The 20568-nt window shown below is 65.9% G+C and carries 18 protein-coding genes and 1 tRNA gene; 14 read left to right on the top strand and 5 right to left on the bottom strand.

Annotated features, from left to right (window positions below; genetic code table 11):
* Nucleotides 1-31: 31 nt before the first annotated feature.
* The 6 genes from ACMG4O_RS05945 to ACMG4O_RS05920 all read left to right on the top strand — a co-directional run bounded on the left by ACMG4O_RS05945 (nucleotide 32) and on the right by ACMG4O_RS05920 (nucleotide 8672).
* On the top strand, nucleotides 32-1954 hold the full coding sequence (locus tag ACMG4O_RS05945) for a PrkA family serine protein kinase (protein ID WP_142947306.1): 1923 nt from the start codon (nucleotides 32-34) through the stop codon (nucleotides 1952-1954).
* Nucleotides 1955-2087: 133 nt separating this feature from the next.
* Nucleotides 2088-3368, top strand: coding sequence for a YeaH/YhbH family protein (locus ACMG4O_RS05940; RefSeq protein ID WP_414434637.1), 1281 nt, complete (start codon nucleotides 2088-2090; stop codon nucleotides 3366-3368).
* On the top strand, nucleotides 3365-4885 hold the full coding sequence (locus tag ACMG4O_RS05935; protein WP_370210043.1) for a SpoVR family protein: 1521 nt from the start codon (nucleotides 3365-3367) through the stop codon (nucleotides 4883-4885). Before ACMG4O_RS05940 ends, ACMG4O_RS05935 begins: the two co-directional genes overlap by 4 nt.
* Before the next feature lie 66 nt (nucleotides 4886-4951).
* Nucleotides 4952-5971, top strand: a complete 1020-nt coding sequence (locus tag ACMG4O_RS05930; RefSeq protein ID WP_414434636.1) for a Fe(3+) ABC transporter substrate-binding protein — start codon at nucleotides 4952-4954, stop codon at nucleotides 5969-5971.
* Between the two features lie 45 nt (nucleotides 5972-6016).
* Entirely contained in the window at nucleotides 6017-7633 is a 1617-nt protein-coding gene (locus ACMG4O_RS05925; RefSeq protein WP_414434635.1) for an ABC transporter permease, read from the top strand.
* Nucleotides 7620-8672, top strand: coding sequence for an ABC transporter ATP-binding protein (locus ACMG4O_RS05920; RefSeq protein WP_414434634.1), 1053 nt, complete (start codon nucleotides 7620-7622; stop codon nucleotides 8670-8672). Before ACMG4O_RS05925 ends, ACMG4O_RS05920 begins: the two co-directional genes overlap by 14 nt.
* Before the next feature lie 35 nt (nucleotides 8673-8707).
* Here ACMG4O_RS05920 and ACMG4O_RS05915 read toward each other — a convergent pair whose 3' ends face one another.
* A complete protein-coding gene (locus ACMG4O_RS05915) occupies nucleotides 8708-9688 on the bottom strand; it encodes an NAD(P)H-dependent flavin oxidoreductase (protein WP_142947312.1) in 981 nt (326 codons plus the stop codon).
* Between the two features lie 62 nt (nucleotides 9689-9750).
* Nucleotides 9751-10686 (bottom strand): DMT family transporter, encoded by a 936-nt coding sequence (locus ACMG4O_RS05910; RefSeq protein WP_414434633.1) that lies wholly within the window; start codon nucleotides 10684-10686, stop codon nucleotides 9751-9753.
* Between the two features lie 169 nt (nucleotides 10687-10855).
* Here ACMG4O_RS05910 and ACMG4O_RS05905 point away from each other — a divergent pair, with 169 nt between their 5' ends.
* Together ACMG4O_RS05905 and ACMG4O_RS05900 are read left to right on the top strand one after the other, a co-directional pair.
* Nucleotides 10856-12106 carry a multifunctional CCA addition/repair protein gene (locus tag ACMG4O_RS05905; RefSeq protein WP_142947314.1) on the top strand — a complete coding sequence of 417 codons (1251 nt, stop codon included), beginning with the start codon at nucleotides 10856-10858 and terminating at the stop codon, nucleotides 12104-12106.
* Nucleotides 12085-12822, top strand: a complete 738-nt coding sequence (locus tag ACMG4O_RS05900; protein ID WP_414434632.1) for a pteridine reductase — start codon at nucleotides 12085-12087, stop codon at nucleotides 12820-12822. The genes ACMG4O_RS05905 and ACMG4O_RS05900 overlap by 22 nt, the downstream gene beginning before the upstream one ends.
* 6 nt (nucleotides 12823-12828) lie before the next feature.
* Here the strand turns inward: ACMG4O_RS05900 and folK are convergent, their stop codons facing one another.
* Both folK and folB read right to left on the bottom strand, forming a co-directional pair.
* Nucleotides 12829-13320 carry a 2-amino-4-hydroxy-6-hydroxymethyldihydropteridine diphosphokinase gene (gene folK, locus ACMG4O_RS05895; protein WP_414434631.1) on the bottom strand — a complete coding sequence of 164 codons (492 nt, stop codon included), beginning with the start codon at nucleotides 13318-13320 and terminating at the stop codon, nucleotides 12829-12831.
* Nucleotides 13320-13676 (bottom strand): dihydroneopterin aldolase, encoded by a 357-nt coding sequence (folB, locus tag ACMG4O_RS05890; protein WP_067605199.1) that lies wholly within the window; start codon nucleotides 13674-13676, stop codon nucleotides 13320-13322. Before folB ends, folK begins: the two co-directional genes overlap by 1 nt.
* A 57-nt stretch (nucleotides 13677-13733) precedes the next feature.
* Here folB and plsY point away from each other — a divergent pair, with 57 nt between their 5' ends.
* Complete coding sequence (gene plsY / locus ACMG4O_RS05885) at nucleotides 13734-14348, top strand: glycerol-3-phosphate 1-O-acyltransferase PlsY (RefSeq protein ID WP_414434630.1); 615 nt, start codon at nucleotides 13734-13736, stop codon at nucleotides 14346-14348.
* 7 nt (nucleotides 14349-14355) lie between these two features.
* Here plsY and tsaD read toward each other — a convergent pair whose 3' ends face one another.
* On the bottom strand, nucleotides 14356-15396 hold the full coding sequence (gene tsaD / locus ACMG4O_RS05880) for a tRNA (adenosine(37)-N6)-threonylcarbamoyltransferase complex transferase subunit TsaD (RefSeq protein ID WP_414434629.1): 1041 nt from the start codon (nucleotides 15394-15396) through the stop codon (nucleotides 14356-14358).
* 154 nt (nucleotides 15397-15550) lie between these two features.
* Here tsaD and rpsU point away from each other — a divergent pair, with 154 nt between their 5' ends.
* The 5 genes from rpsU to ACMG4O_RS05855 all read left to right on the top strand — a co-directional run bounded on the left by rpsU (nucleotide 15551) and on the right by ACMG4O_RS05855 (nucleotide 20541).
* Nucleotides 15551-15766: a 30S ribosomal protein S21 gene (gene rpsU, locus ACMG4O_RS05875; RefSeq protein ID WP_014993329.1), complete on the top strand. Its 216-nt coding sequence runs from the start codon at nucleotides 15551-15553 to the stop codon at nucleotides 15764-15766.
* A gap of 56 nt (nucleotides 15767-15822) precedes the next feature.
* Nucleotides 15823-16272: a GatB/YqeY domain-containing protein gene (locus ACMG4O_RS05870; RefSeq protein WP_414434628.1), complete on the top strand. Its 450-nt coding sequence runs from the start codon at nucleotides 15823-15825 to the stop codon at nucleotides 16270-16272.
* Between the two features lie 54 nt (nucleotides 16273-16326).
* Nucleotides 16327-18273 carry a DNA primase gene (dnaG, locus tag ACMG4O_RS05865; protein WP_414434627.1) on the top strand — a complete coding sequence of 649 codons (1947 nt, stop codon included), beginning with the start codon at nucleotides 16327-16329 and terminating at the stop codon, nucleotides 18271-18273.
* Nucleotides 18274-18407: 134 nt separating this feature from the next.
* On the top strand, nucleotides 18408-20351 hold the full coding sequence (rpoD, locus tag ACMG4O_RS05860) for an RNA polymerase sigma factor RpoD (RefSeq protein ID WP_142947322.1): 1944 nt from the start codon (nucleotides 18408-18410) through the stop codon (nucleotides 20349-20351).
* Nucleotides 20352-20464: 113 nt separating this feature from the next.
* Nucleotides 20465-20541, top strand: a tRNA-Ile gene (locus ACMG4O_RS05855).
* The last annotated feature ends 27 nt before the right edge of the window (nucleotides 20542-20568 follow it).

The following is a 20568-nucleotide window of genomic DNA, read 5'->3' as shown; positions in this document are numbered from 1 at the left end:
GGCGCGGCGCACCGCCAGGAGGGAGTAAAGCATGAGTATTCTTCGTCACTATCAGGCCCGGTTCGAAGCAGGCCAGGAAGACGAGATGTCCCTGGAAGAGTATCTCGCCCTCTGTAAAAGCGACCCCGGTGTCTACGCGTCCGCCCCCGAACGCATGCTGATGGCCATCGGCGAGCCGGAGCTGGTGGACACCTCCAAGGACCCGCGCCTGTCGCGGATTTTTTCCAACAAAATGATCCGCCGCTACCCGGCCTTCGACGAGTTCTACGGTCTGGAAGACGTAATCGAAAACATCGTCAGTTACTTCCGCCACGCGGCTCAGGGCCTGGAAGAGAAAAAACAGATTCTGTACTTGCTCGGCCCGGTGGGCGGCGGCAAGTCCTCACTGGCGGAAAAGCTCAAGGCGCTGATGCAGAAGGTGCCGTTCTACGCCATCAAGGATTCGCCGGTGAACGAATCGCCGCTGTGCCTGTTCGACGCCGAAGAGGACGGCCCGATTCTGGAAGAGGAGTACGGCATTCCGCGCCGCTATGTGCGCACCATCATGTCGCCCTGGGCGGTGAAGCGGCTGAAGGACTACGGCGGCGACCTGAGCCAGTTCCGCGTGGTGCGCCGCTACCCGTCGATTCTCGACCAGGTGGCGGTGGCCAAGACCGAGCCCGGCGACGAAAACAACCAGGACATCTCGTCCCTGGTGGGCAAGGTGGACATCCGCAAGCTGGAGGAATTCGCCCAGGAAGACCCGGACGCCTACAGCTTTTCCGGCGGCCTGTGCCGGGCCAACCAGGGCCTGCTCGAGTTCGTGGAAATGTTCAAGGCGCCGATCAAGGTGCTGCACCCGTTGCTCACCGCCACCCAGGAGGGCAACTACAACGGCACCGAGCACATGGGCGCGATTCCGTTCGACGGCATCGTGCTGGCGCACTCCAACGAAGCCGAGTGGCAGACCTTCCGCCACAACAAGAACAACGAAGCCTTTATCGACCGCGTGTTCATCGTCAAGGTTCCCTACTGCCTGAGAGTCACCGAAGAGCAGCTGATCTACGACAAGCTGCTGCGCAACTCCAGCCTGCGCGAAGCGCACTGCGCGCCGGACACCCTGCGCATGCTGGCCCAGTTCTCAGTGCTCACGCGCCTCAAGGAGCCGGAGAATTCCAGCATCTATTCCAAGATGCGGGTCTATGACGGCGAAAACCTGAAGGACGTGGACCCGCGCGCCAAGTCGATGCAGGAGTACCGCGACATGGCCGGGGTCGACGAGGGCATGGACGGGCTCTCCACCCGTTTCGCGTTCAAGATTCTCTCCAAGGTGTTCAACTTCGATCACTCCGAGGTGGCGGCCAACCCGGTCCATCTGATGCACGTGCTGGAACAGCGCATCGAGCAGGAACAATTTCCCCAGGAGCTGCAGGAACAGTACCGCCGCTTCATCAAGGAATACCTGGTGCCGCACTATGTGGAATTCATCGGCAAGGAAATCCAGACCGCCTACCTGGAATCCTACTCCGAATACGGCCAGAACATTTTCGACCGCTACGTGATGTACGCGGATTTCTGGATCCAGGACCAGGAGTTCCGCGACCCGGACACCGGCGAGATTTTCGACCGCCAGTCCCTCAACGAGGAGCTGGAAAAAATCGAAAAGCCGGCCGGCATTTCCAACCCCAAGGATTTCCGCAACGAGGTGGTCAACTTCGTGCTGCGCGCCCGCGCCAACAACAATGGCCGCAACCCGAGCTGGATGAGCTACCAGAAGCTGCGCGATGTGATCGAGAAGAAGATGTTCTCCAACACCGAAGAGCTGCTGCCGGTGATCTCGTTCAACCCCAAGGGCAGCGAGGACGACCGCCGCAAGCACGACAATTTCGTCAAGCGAATGATGGACCGGGGGTATACGGAGAAACAGGTGCGGTTGTTGTCGGAGTGGTATTTGCGGGTGCGGAAAGCGCAATGAAAAGACAGTTAATAGTTAAGAGTGAATAGTTAATAGTGCGCGGGTTGGGGCGGATTGGGCGGCGGGGCCGTGCCCGCGGATGAAGGTACGGTGCCGGCGTCGCGCCTGGTGAGTTTTCGTAGTGGAGAGCGGTATGAGTTATATCATTGACCGGCGTCTCAACGGGAAGAACAAGAGTACGGTGAACCGGCAGCGCTTTTTGGAGCGTTACCGGCGGCATATTCGTGAAGCGGTGAACGAGGCGGTGGGCCGCCGCTCGATTACCGATATGGAGCAAGGCGAGCGCATCAGCATTCCGGAAAAGGATTTGTCCGAGCCGCGCTTTCATCACGGTTCCGGCGGGCGCCGCAACGTGGTGCATCCGGGCAACCGGGAGTTTCAGGCCGGCGACCGGGTCAAGAAGCCCTCCGGCGGCGAAGGCGGTGCCGGTGGCCGGGACGCCAGCGATTCCGGCGAAGGCGCCGACGAGTTCGCGTTCGAAATCGACCAGCGGGAATTTCTCAACTTCCTGTTCGAAGACCTGGAGCTGCCCAACCTGATCAAACGGCACCTGGAGGGCAGCCGCTCTTTTCACCGCCGCCACGGCGGCATCGTCAGCCACGGCCTGCCGGCGAAGATCAACATCGTGCGCTCCATGCGCCAGGCGTCCATGCGCCGGCGCGCGCTCACGGCGGCCAGCCGCCGCCGGCTGCGCCTGCTCGAGGAAGAGCGCGACGCCCTGCTGAACCAGGACCAGTCCCCGGAGCGCAATGAGCGCCTCAATGACCTGGACACCCAGATCGACCGGGTGCGCCGGCGTATCGAGCGCATTCCGTTTCTGGATGAGGTGGATCTGCGCTTCAACCACCATGTCAAAGTTCCGGTGCCGGTGAGTCGCGCGGTGATGTTCTGCATCATGGATGTGTCCGGCTCCATGAATCAGGACATGAAGGACCTGGCCAAGCGCTTCTTCCTGCTGCTCTACCTGTTCCTGCAGCGCAACTACGAGCACACCGAGGTGGTGTTCATCCGCCACCACACCAGCGCCAAGGAAGTCAACGAAGAGGAGTTCTTCTATTCCCGGGAGACCGGCGGCACCATCGTCTCCAGTGCGCTGAAGCTGACCCTGGACACCATCAAGGCCCGCTACCCGGTGGAAGAGTGGAACCTGTACGGCGCCCAGGCCTCGGACGGCGACAACTGGAACGACGATTCGCCGGGCTGCGCCGCGCTGCTGGAGAAGGAACTGCTGCCGCGCATGCAGCATTTCTCCTACGTGGAGGTGATGCCGCGCAGCCACCAGGCCCTGTGGGAGCATTACCAGAGCGTGCAGGAACGCTGTGGCGACGTGTTCTCCATGGCGCAGATCGACGACCCGGGCGACATCTACCCGGTATTCCGGCGCCTGTTCAAGAAGCGCATGGAGGTGGCATGACCGTGGCCGACAGCAAACTGATCTCCAGCGGTTCCGACTGGGACTTCGAGACCCTGGCGGAATACGACCAGGCCATCGCCGAGCTGGCCCACGGCAAGTTCGGGCTCGACACCTACCCGAACCAGATCGAGGTGATCTCCTCGGAGCAGATGATGGACGCCTACTCCTCGGTGGGCATGCCGGTGGGCTACAACCACTGGTCGTTCGGCAAACAGTTCGTGGAGGTGGAAAGCCGCTACCGGCGCGGCCAGATGGGCCTCGCCTACGAAATCGTGATCAACTCCAACCCCTGCATCGCCTACCTGATGGAAGAGAACACCATCACCATGCAGGCGCTGGTGATCGCCCACGCCGGTTACGGCCACAACTCCTTCTTCAAGGGCAACTACCTGTTCAAGACCTGGACCGACGCCTCGGCGATCATTGATTACCTGGTGTTCGCGCGCCACTACCTGGCCGAGTGCGAGCAACGCCACGGTGTCACCGCGGTGGAGGAAACCCTGGATTCCTGCCACGCGCTGATGAACTACGGCGTCGACCGCTACAAAAGGCCCACGCCGATCTCCGCCCATGAGGAAAAGCGCCGCCAACGCGACCGGGAAGAGGCCCTGCAACGTCAGGTCTCGGAACTGTGGAAAACCTTTCCCGACATGCAGCCGATGGTGCAGCGCCGCGAGCCCAGCCGGCGCTTCCCCTCCGAGCCCCAGGAAAACCTGCTCTACTTCCTGGAGAAGAACGCCCCGCTACTGGAGCCCTGGCAGCGGGAGGTGATCCGCATCGTGCGCAAGATGGCGCAGTACTTCTACCCCCAGCGACAGACCCAGGTGATGAACGAAGGCTGGGCCACCTTCTGGCACTACACGCTGCTTAACGAGCTCTACGACCAGGGCCGCGTGGACGACGGCTTTATGCTGGAATTCCTGCAGAACCACAGCCAGGTGATTTACCAGCCGCCGTTCGATTCGCCCTACTATTCCGGCATCAACCCCTACGCCCTGGGGTTCGCCATGTTCCAGGACATCCGCCGCATCTGCGAGGCGCCCACCGACGAAGACCGCCAGTGGTTTCCGGACATCGCCGGCAGCGACTGGCTGGCGACGCTCAAGTTCGCCATGGAAAGCTTCAAGGACGAGAGCTTTATTCAGCAGTTTCTGTCACCGCGTCTGATCCGCGAATTCAAGCTGTTCAGCCTGATGGACGACTCCGAGCGCGACTACATCGAGATCAACGCCATCCACAACGAGCCCGGCTACCAGGCGATCCGCAACCGGCTCTCCGAGCAGTACAACCTGAGCATCCAGGAACCCAACATCCAGGTGTACTCGGCGGACGTGCGCGGCGACCGATCCCTCACCCTGCAGCACCTGCGCCAGCACCACCGCCCGCTGGAGGCGGACACCGCCCAGGAGGTGCTGCGCCACCTGCACCGCCTGTGGGGCTTCGACGTGCACCTGGAGAGCGTCGACAACGGCAGCGTGGTGGAGCGATTGTCGATTCCTTCACACCGCCTTGATTGATAAACGTTCTCATTAATGTTTATATCCGGCGCAACCTTATTCGTTCATTCGCCGGAGAAACCCTTCATGCGTCGACTCAGTGTCCTCTTCTCGTTAATGGCCGCCCTGGTGGTAACCGGATGCAGCTCGCAAAGCGAAGAAGTGAACGTCTATTCCGCCCGTAAGGAAGCACTGATCAAGCCCCTGCTGGACCGCTTCACCTCGGAAACCGGCATCACCGTGAACCTGATCACCGGCAGCGCCGACGCCCTGGTGGAGCGCATGAAGGCCGAAGGCGAGCACAGCCCCGCCGACGTGCTGATCACCACCGACGCCGGCCGTCTGTACCGCGCCCAGCAGGAAGGCCAGCTGGCCACCACGGAAAGCGACACCCTCGCCGAGCAGGTGCCCGAGGCCCTGCGCGACCCGGAAGGCCACTGGTACGGCCTGTCCGTGCGCGCCCGGGTGGTGGTCTACGCCCCGGACCGGGTGGACCCGTCCGAGCTGTCCACCTACGAAGCCCTGGCCGACGAAAAATGGGATGACCGCATCTGCATCCGCTCCTCGGACAACATCTACAACCAGTCCCTCACCGCCAGCCTGATCGCCCACAACGGCGAAGCGGACACCGAGCAATGGGCCGAGGGCCTGGTGTCCAACATGGCCCGTGATCCGGTGGGCGGCGACCGCAACCAGATCAAGGCCCTGGCCGCCGGCGAGTGCGACATCGCCGTGGTCAACACCTACTACCTGGGCATGATGCAGGGCGGCGACGACGCCGACGCCCGCGAGATCGCCGAGCAGGTGGCGGTGTTCTGGCCCAACCAGGACGGCCGCGGCGCCCACATCAATATTTCCGGCGCCGGCGTGGCCACCAACGCCCCCAACCCGGACAACGCCCGGCAGCTGATCGAGTTCCTGGTCAACGACGAATCCCAGCAGTGGTACGCCGAGACCAACTACGAGTACCCGGTGCGCGCCGACGTGCCGGTCAGCGATTTGCTGCAGGAGTGGGGTGAGTTCAAGCAGGACGACCTGCCGCTGATCAAGCTCGGCGAGCTGAACGCCGACGCGGTCAAACTGATGGACCGCGCAGGCTGGAAATAATCGTTCAAGACAGGCAAGGCGGCGGCGGATCGGTATAATCGCGCCATGTTTTCGTTGCCCGCCTTGCGCTCCCTGGTTCTACTGCTGCTGGCGCTGGCGCTGGCCACACCGGTACTGGTGGTGGCCGGCAGCTGGCTGGCCGGCGCCTCGCCCAATTGGGGCCACCTGAGCAGCACGGTACTGCCCTCGTACCTGCGCCACTCCTTGTTCCTGGCCCTGTTCACCGGCACCGGCACCCTGCTGATCGGCGTCGCCGCCGCCTGGGCGGTGTCCCGCTTCCGCTTCCCCGGGCGCCGGGTGCTGGAGTGGGCCCTGCTGCTGCCGCTGGCCTGCCCCGCCTATCTGATCGCCTACACCTGGACCGGCATGCTGGCCAGCGAAGGCGCCCTGCAGCAGGCGTTGCCGCTCCCCCTGCCGGACATCCGCAGCCCGGCCGGCGCCGGCCTGATGCTGACGCTGGTGCTCTATCCCTATGTGTATCTGATGACCCGCGCCGCCTTCGTCAGTCAGTCCGCGGTGGCGCTGGAAGTGGCGCGCACCCTGGGCGCCGGGCCCTGGCGGCGGTTCTTCCGGGTGGCCCTGCCGCTGGCACGGCCGGCGATCATCGCCGGGCTGGCGCTGGTGCTGATGGAGACCCTGGCGGACTACGGCACCGTGGCCTACTTCGGCGTACCCACCCTGAGCACCGGCATCTACCGCACCTGGTTCGGGCTGGGCGACGCCATGGCGGCGGCGCAACTGGCCGGCGTACTGCTGCTCGCCATGGTGGTGCTGCTCACCCTGGAGCGGCGCGCCCGCAAGGAACGGCGCATCAGCGTCGCCTCGGCGCGGGCGGCGGCGCCGCTGCCGCTGGGTCGGGGCCCGGGCCTGTTGCTGGCGGCGGCGCTGTGGCTGCCGGTGCTGCTCGGGTTCATTCTGCCCGCCCTGCAACTGCTGGTGTGGAGCCTGCCGCGCTGGCGGGATCTGGCGGAGCCGGGCTTCCTGGGCCTGCTCGGCACCAGCCTGCTGATCGCCCTGTGCACCGCGCTGGCGGCCACCGGCCTGGGCCTGCTGCTGATCTGGGCGCGGCGGCTGCGCCGCGACCGGCCCCGCCGCCTGGCCGCCGGGCTCGCCGGCTTCGGCTACGCGGTGCCGGGCACCGTGCTGGCGGTGGGCGTGGTGCTGGTGCTCGCCAGCCTGGACCGCGGCCTCAACAATCTGCTGGCGTCCGTGGGCCTGCCGGAGCCCGGGCTGCTGTTCTCCGGCACCCTGTTCGCGGTGGTGTTCGCCTGCACGGTGCGCTTCCTGACCATCCCCATCCAGGGGCTGGACGCCGGTCTGCAGAACCTGTCCCCCAACCTGGACAACGCCGCCCGCTCGCTGGGCACGGCGTCGCTGCCGATGCTGCGGCGGGTGCATCTGCCGCTGCTGCGGGTGCCGCTGGCCACCAGCGCCCTGCTGGTGTTCGTGGACACCCTCAAGGAGCTGCCCGCCGCGCTGGTGCTGCGGCCCTTCAACACCAATACCTTGGCGGTGCGCGCCTTCGAACTGGCGTCCGACGAGCGACTGGCGGACGCGGCGCTGCCGGCGCTCACCATTCTGCTCGCCGGCGTGGCGCCGGTGATACTGCTGACCCGCTCGATACGGAACCCCCACCAGGAGAGCCCCCATGCTGACCATTGACGACCTGAACGTACGGTTCGACGGCCAGCCGGTATTGGAAGACGTCTCCCTCTCCCTGGACGAGGGCCTGATCGGCTGCCTGATCGGGCCCTCCGGCTGCGGCAAGACCACCCTGCTGCGTCTGGTGGCCGGCTTCCTGGCCCCGGACCGCGGCCGCATCGCCCTGCACGGCGACGCCGTCACCGGCGACCGGCTGCTGGTGCCCGCCGAGCAGCGCCGGGTGGGCATGGTGTTCCAGGACATCGCCCTGTTCCCGCACCTGGACGTGGCCGCCAACATCGGCTTCGGCCTGGACCGCTGGAGCGCGGACCAGCGCCGCGTCCGGGTCGAGGACCTGCTCACCCTGGTGGGCCTGCCCGGCATGGGCGGCCGCTACCCCCATCAGCTTTCCGGCGGCCAGCAACAGCGCGTGGCCCTGGCCCGGGCGCTGGCCCCCAAGCCCCGCCTGCTGCTGCTGGACGAACCCTTCTCGGCGCTGGACGCGGAACTGCGCGAGCAGATCAGCCGCGACGTGCGCGCCATCCTGCTGAAAGAGGGCATCACCGCCCTGTTCGTCACCCACGACCAGAACGAAGCCTTCGCCATCGCCGACCGGGTCGGCGTGATGCACGCCGGCCGACTGGCCCAGTGGGACACGCCCTACCGCATCTACCACCGGCCGCGCACCCGCTTCGTGGCCGACTTCATCGGCCGCAGCAGCTTCATCCCCGGCACCGTGACCACCGAAGGCCGGGTGGAGACCTGCCTGGGCGTGTTCGCCGGCAACCTGCCCGACGGCGCCGCCCCCGGCGACCGGGTGGACGTGATGATCCGCCCGGACGACATCCTTCACAACGACGACAGCCCACGCACCGCCCGGGTGGTGGACCGCGCCTTCCGCGGCGCCCACATGCTTTACACGCTGGAGTTGGACGGCGGCGTACGGGTGCCGTGCATGGCACCCAGCCACCACGCCCACCCGGTCGGGGGGCGCATCGGTATCGAACTGGAAATGGACCACCTGGTGACGTTCACGCCCATCGAATCCGGCACTCCGTAACCAGGTCCAGGGAGCGGGCCAGGCCCGCTCCCCAATCAGGAGGCGGCGAACACCGACAGCCGGTCGCGGATGGTGCTCTCGCACTCGCGGATGATTTCCTGCACCAGATCCTCGCAGGACGGGATGGCATCGATCAGCCCCTGCACCATGCCGCTGGTCCAGATGCCGTAGTCCACGTCGCCCTCGGTCAGCGCCACCTTGCCCTTGGCGCCGGCGACCATGTCGCTGATCAGCTCGAACTTCATGTCCTTGCCCTGCTCGCGCTCGATCTCGTTGACCCGCTCGGCGACCTTGTTCTTGTAGACCCGGGCGGTGTTGCGCAGCGGCCGGTAGACCAGCGCGGTGTCGCGCTCGCTGCCTTCGACGATGGCGCGCTTGATGTTCTCGTGGATGGGCGCTTCCTTGGTGGCCATGAAGCGCGTGCCCATGTTGATGCCGTCGGCACCCAGCGCCAGGCAGGCGGCCATCTGCGCGCCGGTGCCGATGCCGCCGGAGGCGACCATGGGAATGTCCAGCACCTTGGCGGCGGCGGGCAGCAGCACCAGGTTGGTGACGTCGTCCTCGCCGGGGTGGCCGGCGCACTCGAAACCGTCCACGGACACCGCCGCGCAGCCCAGGCTCTGGGCCTTCAGGGAGTGGCGCACCGAGGTGCACTTGTGGATCACCTTGATGCCGTGCTCGTTGAACAGCGGCATGAAGGGTTCCGGGCTGCGCCCGGCGGTTTCCACGATCTTGACGCCGGCGTCGACGATCACCTGGGCGTACTCCTCGTACGGCACCGGCTTGATGGTCGGCAACAGCGTCAGGTTGACGCCGAACGGCTGGTCGGTCATTTCCTTGCAGCGGGCGATCTCCTTGGCGAGATCTTCCGGCGTGGGCTGGGTCAGCCCGGTGATGATGCCCAGCGCGCCAGCGTTGGACACCGCCGCCGCCAGTTCCGCGTAGCCGACATTCTGCATGCCGCCCTGGATGATCGGGTAGCGGGTACCCAGCAATTCTGTAAGACGTGTTTTCATTGATTCACTCTCCCGTCGTGACCCAGTGACCCTACTCAGAGGCCGCCGTGGGCGCAATGATCTTATCCGTCGCCGGCGGCGGTGGAAACGACACCGCGCCGCACCCGCCGGTCGCCGAGCAGGTACAGACCCAGGGCCGCCACGATCACGGCGGCGCCGGCCAGCACCCGTGCGCCCAGCAGTTCATCGTTGAGCGCCGCGCCCAACATCAGCGCCAGCACCGGCGTGATCAAGGTGACCAGCGCCACCGTGGCGGCGGGCAGCCGCGCCAGCACCTGGAAGTAGCAGTAGAAGCCCAGCAGGGAACCGAACACCGCCAGATAGACGATCGCGCCCAGGCCGCGCTGGTCGCCGCTGTAGTCGAACCCCTGGCCGCTCAGCCACATGGCCAGGGCGTACAGCGGCAGGGAAAACAGCAAACCGCCCACGGTCTGCTGCATCGGCGCCAGCCCGGCACCGACCCGCTGCACCACGATGCCGGAGGCGGCGAACAGGGTCACCGCGCTGAGAATCCACAGCAGCCCGCGCCCGCGCCGCGCCTCGTCGCCGGCCAGCGCGGCGCCGTCCTGGAACAGCAGCGCGAAGCTGTCGCCGAATACCAGCGCCAGGCCGGCCAGCCCCAGCAGGCAGGCCAGCCAGTGCCAACCGTTGAGCCGGGTGCCGCCGGGCAGCCACTGCATCATCACCCCGGAGATCAACGGCGCCAGCCCGAACACCACCGAGATCAGGCCCGACGGCAGGTCCCGCGCCGCCATGTAGCTGCAGCCCATGGCGCCGAAAATCCCCGGCAGTGCCGCCGCGTAGCTGAGCAGCGCGCGGCGGTGCAGGGGCAGCCCCTGACGCCGCGCCGCCAGCCACAGCAACCCCAGCGCGGCGGCGATGGCCATCCGCGAACCGGCGGCGGCGAACGCCGGCAGCGCCTCGCCACTCCATTTGATGCCCAGTGGCGTGGTCGCCCAAACGGCGATCACGATCAAATAGGCGACCAGGGTATTCATGGTGTTTATCCGCTCGTAAAACTTGTACCTCGGGGACGCGGCAGTGAAAATGCGTTCACTAAGGAGCCCGCCGACACGGATCAAGGTTCCAAAAACAAAAAAACCGCGGGCTTAACAGCGCCGCGGCCTCGGTGTCACTATTTTGCGTTAAAGGGTTGGTAACAACAACATGGACATTTATCTGGTAGGCGGTGCCGTGCGCGATCAACTGCTCGGGCTGCCGGTCAAGGAAAGAGACTGGGTAGTGGTCGGCGCCACGCCGCAACAACTGGTGGACCAGGGTTTCAAACCGGTGGGCAACGATTTCCCCGTGTTTTTGCACCCGGACACCCGCGAGGAGTATGCCCTCGCCCGCACCGAGCGCAAAAGCGGCCACGGTTACGGCGGCTTTGTGTTCCATACCGACACCGATGTAACGCTGGAAGACGATCTGATCCGGCGCGACCTCACCATCAACGCCATGGCCAGAACCCCGGGCGGCGAGATCATCGATCCTTTTAACGGCAAGCGGGATTTAAAGGCGCGTATTCTGCGCCATGTGTCGCCGGCCTTCGCCGAGGATCCGCTGCGCGTGCTGCGCGTGGCGCGCTTCGCCGCCCGCTACCACTGGATGGGTTTCCGGGTGGCGGACACCACCCTGGAACTGATGGGCGACATCGTGATGAGCGGCGAGATGACGCACCTGGCCGCCGAGCGGGTCTGGAAAGAGACCAGCCGCGCCCTGATGGAACGCTCCCCTCAGGTCTTTTTTCAGGTGCTGCACGAATGCGGCGCGCTCGCCGAACTGTTTCCCGAGGTGGCCAACCTGGACGGCATTCCGCAATCGCCGGACCACCAGCCGGCCCTGGATGTGCTCAGCCATCAGTGGCGCTGTCTGGCCCAGGCGGCGCGTCTGAAACTGCCGTTGACGTCACGCTACGCCCTGCTCTGCCACGATTTCGGTAAAGCGGAAACGCCGCCGGACGGCTGGCCGGAACACCGCGGCCATGAACGACGCGGCATGCACGTGGCCAAGACCATGTCGCAGCGGCTGCGCGTGCCCAAGGAAATGACCGACGCCGCCATGACCATGGCGCGCTGGCAATCGCGGGTGCAGCGGGTGCTGAAATTGCGCCCGCCGGAGGTCTGGGAGCTGCTGCACAACCTGGACGTGCTGCGCCGCCCCCGGCGGCTGAAGTTTCTGGTCGACGCCTGCGAGGCGGACGCCCGGGTGTGCTCGGCGGACTACAAAACGCCCTACGTTCAGGGCGCGTTTTTGCTGGGCCTCAGTGAAGCGGTGCGCGACGTGGACGTGGCCGGCCTGCGGGAAGCGGGCCTCACCGGTCCGGCCCTGGGCCGCGCGCTGGACGACAAACGCATTAAACGCATCAAGGAATACAAAAAGGAGTTCCTGGAAAAATGGCAGCCCCCATCGCTCTGATTACAGGCAGCGCCCGGCGCATCGGCGCCCGCATCGCGGAAACCCTGCACCGGAAAGGCTGTCGGGTGGTGATTCACTACCACCGGAGCGAACAGGAGGCCCGCCAGTTGGTGGACGCTTTCAACCGCGAGCGGCCGGCCAGCGCCGCGTGCCTGGCCGCCGACCTGCGCGACCCGGTGGCGGTGCGCGATCTGGCGGTGCGCGCCCGGGACGCCTTCGGCGGTCTCGACGTACTGATCAACAACGCCTCCAGCTTCTACCCCACGCCGCTCGGCCAGGCGTCCGACGACGACTGGGACACGCTGATGCACAGCAACCTGCGCGCCCCCTTCCTGCTCAGCCAGCAACTGGCCGGTGACCTGGAGGCGGCCGGCGGGGCGATCGTTAACATCGTCGACGTCTACGCGGAGAAGCCGCTCGCCGGACACCCGCTCTACTGCATGGCGAAAGCCGGGCTGGCGATGATGACCAAGAGCCTGGCCCGCGAACTGGGGCCGGCGGTGCGCGTTAACGGCGTGTCGCCGGGCGCCATCCTGTGGCCCGAGCAGGGCCAGGAAAACCAGCAGGACATCCTCGACGCCACCGCCCTGGGCCGCGCCGGCGATCCCGACGACATCGCCGCCACCGTGGCCTGGCTGGCCCTGGAAGCGCCCTACATCACCGGCCAGATTGTGGCCGTGGACGGCGGCCGCTCGCTCTCCTTCCCCGGCGGCTGAGCCACTTCAGGGCCAGACGAACGGGACCTGCCAGAGGCGCTGCTCCGGAAAACGGTATTCGTTGAACAGGGCCGCGTAGGTACGGCCAAGCTGGGGATGCATCGCGTACGGCGCCAGATCGGCCAGCGGCCGCAGCACGAAAGCGTGTTTGAGGATTTCATCGCGGGGCAGGCTGACGCCGTCGAACTCGCCGGTGAGCTCCCCGTAGGTGAGAATGTCGATATCCAAGGTACGGCTGGCGAATTTCTTCTCGCCACGCACCCGGCCGTGGGCGCGTTCGATGTCGCGCAGCCGGTCCGCCAGTGCCGCCACCGGCAGGTCGGTGTCCAGCGCCACCACCAGATTGAAGAACGGGCTGCCCTTGAAGCCCACCGCCTCGCTTTCATAGACCGGGCTCAGACGCAGCTCGCCGAAGGCGGCGGCCAGGTCGTCCAGCCCCGAGCCGATATTGTGCTGCCGGTCGATGTTGGAGCCGAGGCTGAGAAATACCGTGGTCATCAGGTGCGCTCCCCCCGCTCAATGATAACGCCCACATCCCGCGACCCGCGCAGGGCGCCGGGCTTGCTGAGGCGCAGCTTCAGCCAGGCCACCCCGAACTCCTCGCGGACCACGTCGGCGACCCGCTCGGCCAGGGTTTCCACCAACTGGAAGTCGCTGTCTTCGATGAACTGAATCACCCGCTTGCCGATACTCTTGTAGTCCAGAGCGTCGTCAATGTGATCGCTGGCGGCGGCCTTGCGTATGTCGGTGGCCATTTCCAGGTCCAGGCTTACGGTCTGGCGGATACGGCGCTCCCAATCGAAAATGCCGATTACCGTGTCCACCTTCAGATCACTGATATAGACGATATCCATGTTGGTCCTTGATAATGCCCGGGGTTTCGAGACTTTGAAAAAACAGGATTATAGCCGGTGGACACCATAGCATTACAGGAAAGCTGGGGCTGGTTGCTGCCTTTGTGCGCGGCCGCTTACCTGCTGGGCTCGATCTCCAGCGCCATTCTGGTGTGCCGGCTGTTCGGCTATCCGGACCCGCGCACCCAGGGTTCCAGCAACCCCGGCGCCACCAATGTGCTGCGCATCGGCGGCAAACCCGCCGCCGCCCTGACCCTGCTCGGCGACGTGCTCAAGGGCACCGTGCCGGTGCTGGTGGCTTACGGCCTGGGGCTGTCCGCCACGGCGGCGGCGCTGGTCGGCTTCTGCGCCTTCCTCGGCCACCTGTTTCCGGTGTTTTTCCAATTCCGGGGCGGTAAGGGCGTGGCCACCGCCTTCGGTTTGCTGTTTCCGCTGCACTGGCCCAGCGGCCTGGTGGCGGGGGCGGTCTGGCTGCTGGTGTTCGGGGTGACGCGGATCTCCTCGGTGGCGTCGCTGCTGGCCTTTGTCGCCGCGCCGATCAGTCTGTGGTTCTGGCTGCCCACCGCCTTCTGGCCGATGGCGGCGCTCACCGTGATCATGGTGATCCGCCACCGGGCCAACCTCACCAAGCTGCTCAGCGGCGAAGAGCTGGGGTTCCGCGGCAAGCGCTGAGATCCGTTCAGGAGGCGTCTTGCGATAGCGGGGCCAGCTCCGCCAGCGGCCAGCGCGGCCGCACCGCGATCGGCAGGCCGCTGCGTTCGCCGCCGGCCAGCCGCAACGCACCGGCGTAGGCGATCATGGCGCCGTTGTCGGTGCAGTAGGCCAGCCCCGGATAGAACACCCGCACGCCCTTCTTGGCCATGGCCGCGTCCAGCCGCTCGCGCAGCATCACGTTGGCGCTGACGCCGCCGGCCACCACCAGCCGTTTGGCGCCGGTCTGCTCCATGGCGCGGCGGCACTTGATCACCAGGGTGTCCACCGCCGCCTCCTGGAACGCCAGGGCGATGTCGCAACGGTCCTGTTCGCTCAGCGCGGCGACGCCGCCCAGATCGTTAATGGTGTTGAGGGTGAAGGTCTTGAGCCCGGAAAAGCTCATGTCCAGGCCGGGCCGGTCGGTCATCGGCCGGGGGAAGCGGAACCGCCCGGCCGTGCCGCTCTCGGCCAGCTTCGCCAGGCGCGGGCCGCCGGGGTACCCCAGGCCCATCATTTTCGCCACCTTGTCGAAGGCTTCGCCGGCGGCGTCGTCCACGGACTCGCCCAGCGGTGCGTAGTCGCCCAGGGCGCGCGCCTCCAGCAGCAGCGAATGGCCGCCGCTCACCAGCAGCGCCACGAACGGGAAGTCCGGGCCATCCGCTTCCAGCATCGGCGCCAGCAAATGCCCCTCCATATGGTGCACCGGCACCGCCGGCAGGCCCCAACCGTAGGCCAGGCTGCGGCCGACGCCGGCGCCCACCAGCAGCGCCCCGGCCAGCCCCGGGCCGGCGGTGAACGCCACGCCGTCGAGCTGTTCCGGTGTGGTGCCGGCCTCGCTCATTACCTGGCGCACCAGCGGCAGCAGCCGGCGCACGTGGTCGCGGCTGGCCAGCTCCGGCACCACGCCGCCGTAGGCGGCATGCATGTCGATCTGGCTGTACAGCGCCTGGCCGAGCAGGCCCTGTTCGGTGTCGAAGATGGCCACGCCGGTCTCGTCACAGCTGGATTCGATGCCCAATACGCGCATGGAGACTCCCTGAATAAGGAGGCGCATGATACCGCCAAGCCCGCCTCTTTGCATTTCCTCCGAGCTCAGGTAGAATTCGCGCCCTGCTGTCCGGGCCCTCCACCTGAGCCCCTCAGCGCACTCATTAATCCAATTTCAAGGTAGGTGATACTTCATGCCTCAGGTGAAAGTGAAAGAAGGCGAACCCTTCGACGTGGCCCTGCGTCGTTTCAAGCGTTCCTGCGAGAAAGCCGGTGTGCTCTCCGAAGTCCGTCGTCGCGAGAACTACGAGAAGCCCACCCAGGAGCGTAAGCGCAAGCGTGCCGCCGCTGTAAAGCGTCACCTGAAGAAGCTCCAGCGCGAGCAACTCGCCCGTAAGCGTCTCTACTAAGCCGTTCCGGCCGTAGAGACCGCCCGCTAACACGGGCCGCACAGTCAGGAATCGCCATGAGCGCTCTTAAAGAACAGCTCACCACGGCCATGAAAGACGCCATGCGCGCCAAGGACAAGGCGCGCCTGGGCGTTGTGCGTATGGCCCTGTCCGCCATCAAGCAGATCGAAGTGGATGAACGCATCGAACTGGACGATGAGCGCAGCCTGGCGGTGCTCGACAAGCTGATCAAACAGCGCAAGGATTCCGCCACTCAATACCGCGACGCCGGCCGGGACGATCTCGCCGACATCGAGGAGGCGGAAATCCAGGTGCTGCAGACCTTCCTGCCCGCACCGCTCAGCGAGGCGGAGGTCGACGCCCTGATCGATGACGCCATAGCCAGCACCGGCGCCGCCGGCATGCAGGACATGGGCAAGGTCATGGGCGTGTTGAAGCCGCAGCTGCAGGGTCGCGCCGACATCGGCGTCGCCAGTGGCAAGGTGAAGAAACGCCTGACGGCCTGATCGGGCCGTCCGCCCGATCTTGATTCGCGGCCCCGCCGCGAGGAATATCCCCCCATGGCCGGTCGCATTCCCGAACACTTCATTCAGGATCTCCTCGCGCGCAGCGATATCGTGGCGCTGATAGACAGCCGCGTGCCGCTGAAGAAGACCGGCCGCAACTACGCCGCCTGCTGCCCGTTCCACCAGGAAAAGACCCCGTCCTTCACGGTTGCCCCGGACAAGCAGTTCTATTACTGCTTCGGCTGCGGCGCCTCCGGCAACGCCGTGGGCTTCCTGATGGAGTACGACCACCTCAACTTCCCCGAGGCGGTGGAACAACTGGCCACCCGCGCCGGCATGGAGGTGCCCCGCGAGGAAGGTCACGACGCGCGCAAGGACAAAGCCAAGCGGGACCGCCTGCAGACCCTCTACGACCTGCTCGCCCGCGCCGAGCGCTTCTACCGGCAGCAACTGAAAAGCGCCCCGGAAAAGCAGAAAGCGGTGAATTACCTGAAAGGCCGTGGCCTGACCGGGGAAATCGCCGCCCGCTACGGCCTGGGCTTCGCGCCGCCAGGCTTCGACAACCTGATCAACGGCCTGTCCCTGGACAAGGAAGGCCTGGAACAGGCGGTCACCGCCGGCCTGCTGGTGCGCCGCGAAGACAACGGCCGCACCTACGACAAGTTCCGCGACCGTATCCAGTTCCCGATCCGCGACCACCGGGGCCGCACCATCGGCTTCGGCGGCCGGGTGCTGGGCGACGGCAAGCCCAAGTATCTGAACAGCCCGGAAACCCCGGTCTTCCACAAGGGCCGCGAGCTCTACGGCCTGTGGGAATGGCGGCAAAGCCGCGACCGCAGCGACCGCCTCTACGTGGTGGAGGGCTACATGGACGTGATCGCCCTGGCCCAGCACGGGGTCCCCAACGCGGTGGCCACCCTGGGCACCGCCACCAGCGAGGACCACGGCCAGCTGCTGTTCCGCCAGGTCAACGAGGTGGTGTTCTGTTTCGATGGCGACGAAGCCGGCCGACGCGCCGCCTGGCGGGCGCTGGAATCGATCCTGCCGGTGCTGGACGACGGCAAGCAGGCCCGCTTCCTGTTCCTGGACGAAGGGGAAGACCCGGACACCCTGGTGCGCACCCAGGGCCCGGAGGCGTTGTTAGCGCTCACTGACAAGGCCGACGCCCTGTCCACCTACCTGTTCCGGCACCTCTCCGAGGGGCTGGACCTGGCCACCGTGGACGGCCGGGCGCGGCTGGCGCGGCTGGCGCTGCCCTACCTGGACAAGCCGGCCGGGCCGGTCTACCGCGCCCTGCTGGAAGAAGAGCTGGCGCGCCTTACCCGCCTGGAGCAAAGCTCCCTGGAAAAGCTGCGCCAGAGCCTGCCCGCCCAACGGGGCCGCCCGGCGGCGCCCGCGGAGCCGAGCGCCCCGCCGCCAGCGGACGATTACGGCTATGGCGACGGTTACGAGCCGGCAGGCGATCCGGCAGGCGACCCCGGCGGCGAACCACCCCCGGACTGGGACGCCGCCGCCGTGGCCCGCGCCGCCCGGGCACGGCCCAGGCGCCCGCAACGGCAACGAGGCAGCGCCGGCGGCCTGGGGCTGGTGGAACGGCTGGTGCTGGTGCTGCTGTCGCACCCGGAAGTGCTGGAGGAGCGCCCCCTGCCGGAGGGCCTGGAAGAGCTGGATATCCCCCAGCTGGACCTGCTGATCCAGGTGGCCGGCACCGCCCGCGACCAAGCCAGCTCGCCGCCCGCCCTGCTGGGCGCGGTGATGGCGCTGGAACAGGGCGAATCCCTGTCGGTGCTGCTGCGCGAGGCGCTCAAACCGCCCATGGACGCGGCCACGGCGCGGCGCTACTGGCACGACGCTCTGGAGCACCTCAACGCCCTGGCGCTGGAGCAGGCCCTGGAACTGGAGCAGCGCCGCCCGACACCAGACGGGGCGCGGCTTTCAGAGCTGATCAAGGCGCTCGCCGAGGCCCGCAACCGGGCCCGCCAGGCGCCCATCAGCGACTGACGCCGCCCGTGCCGGGCTCTGGCGCCACCCCTTGTACAAACTGGCCCCGGACCCCATATCCCAGTATAATACGCCGTTTCCCAACGACATCTCGTTTTCCTCGACACTCTTCCAATCTGCACGGGCTTTTTCGCATGACGACTCAGAAACAGCAGCAATCACAGCTGAAGCAGTTGATCGCGCTGGGCAAGGAACAGGGCTACCTGACCTATGCCGAGGTGAACGACCACCTGCCCGAGTCCATCACCGACACGGATCAGGTGGAAGACATCATCCAGATGATCAACGACATGGGCATCAGCGTGGTGGAGAAAGCCACCGACGCCGATCAGATCATGATGGATGAGAGCGCGGAAAGCACCGACGAGATGGCCGCTGAAGAAGCCGCCGCCGTGCTCGCCTCCGTGGAGAACGAACCGGGCCGCACCACCGACCCGGTGCGCATGTACATGCGCGAAATGGGCACCGTGGAGCTGCTCACCCGGGAAGGCGAAATCGAGATCGCCAAGCGCATCGAGGAAGGCACCCGTGAAGTCATGCACGCCCTCGCCTTCTGGCCCGGCGCCGTGGAAATGGTCCTCGACGAGTACCAGCGCATCACCGACGAAGAGCGCAAGCTCACCGACGTGATCGCCGGCTACCTGGACCCCAACGACGACGGCGCCGCCGCCACCAACGCCAACAAAGAGCCGCGCTTCAGCCAGAAGAAGCGCGAGGAAGCGGAAAAGGCGGCGAAGGAAAAAGAGCGCGAGAAGGAAAAAGAGAAAGCCAAGCAGAAGGACGACGACGAAGAGGACGACGCCGACAAGAACACCGCCGGCGCCGACGCTGACGAGGAAGAAGAGGACGAAGGCGGCCTGGACCCGGTCCTGGCGGCGGAGCGTTTCGCCGAGCTCAAGAAGCTCTACGAAAAAGCCCAGCGTTCGTTCAAGCGCAACGGCCGCGACCACGCCAGCACCGCCAAGGCCCAGGAAGCCCTGGCCGCGCACTTCACCCTGTTCAAACTGGTGCCGCGCATCTACGACCAGCTGCTGGTCGGCGCCCGCACCCACCTGGACACCGTGCGCCGCTTCGAGCGCCACATCATGGCGCTGGCGATCCGCCGCGCCGGCGTGCCGCGCCGTGACTTCATCAAGATCTTCCCCGGCAACGAAACCAACATGGACTGGGTGGATCAGACGCTCAAGAGCAAGAAGTCCAAGGACTACGCCGACAAGCTGCGCCTGGTGAAAGAAGACATCCAGCGTAACCAGCGCAAGATCATGACCCTGGAAGAGGTCATCGGCCTGCCCGTGGCCGACATCAAGGAGATCAACCGCCGCATCTCCATCGGCGAAGCCAAGGCGCGCCGCGCCAAGAAAGAAATGGTCGAGGCCAACCTGCGCCTGGTGATCTCCATCGCCAAGAAGTACACCAACCGCGGCCTGCAGTTCCTGGACCTGATCCAGGAAGGCAACATCGGCCTGATGAAAGCCGTGGACAAGTTCGAATACCGCCGGGGCTACAAGTTCTCCACCTACGCCACCTGGTGGATTCGCCAGGCGATCACCCGCTCCATCGCCGACCAGGCCCGCACCATCCGGATTCCGGTGCACATGATAGAGACGATCAACAAGATCAACCGGGTGCAACGCCAGATGCTGCAGGAAATGGGCCGCGAACCGACCCCGGAAGAACTGGGCGTGCGCCTGGAAATGCCGGAAGACAAGGTCCGCAAGGTGCTCAAGATCGCCAAGGAACCGATTTCCATGGAGACCCCGATCGGCGACGACGAGGACTCCAGCCTGGGCGACTTCATCGAAGACGGCAACGTGGACTCGCCGGTGGATTCCGCCACCTCCCTGGGCCTGGAAGAAGCCACCCGGGAAGTGCTGGCCAACCTCACCGCCCGCGAAGCCAAGGTGCTGCGCATGCGCTTCGGTATCGACATGAACACGGACCACACCCTCGAGGAAGTGGGCAAGCAGTTCGACGTCACCCGGGAGCGGATCCGTCAAATAGAGGCCAAGGCGCTGCGCAAGCTCCGCCACCCCTCGCGCAGCGAACATCTCCGCAGCTTCCTCGACGCGGACATGTAATTCGGTATATAACTACCTGCCCGGACAGTCCCGCTGTCCGGGCACCCTTGTGGGAGCGGGCCCGGCCCGCGAAAGCAGGCGCAGCCTGCGGCAACAACAATCAAAACTATTTCGGGCCTATAGCTCAACTGGTTAGAGCAGCGGACTCATAATCCGTTGGTTCCAGGTTCAAGTCCTGGTGGGCCCACCATCTCCCCTTCCGAAGAATTCCCGCAAA

Source organism: Alloalcanivorax venustensis, assembly GCF_047495515.1.
Lineage (GTDB): Bacteria > Pseudomonadota > Gammaproteobacteria > Pseudomonadales > Alcanivoracaceae > Alloalcanivorax > Alloalcanivorax venustensis.
This window is presented reverse-complemented; position numbering and strand designations above follow the sequence as displayed.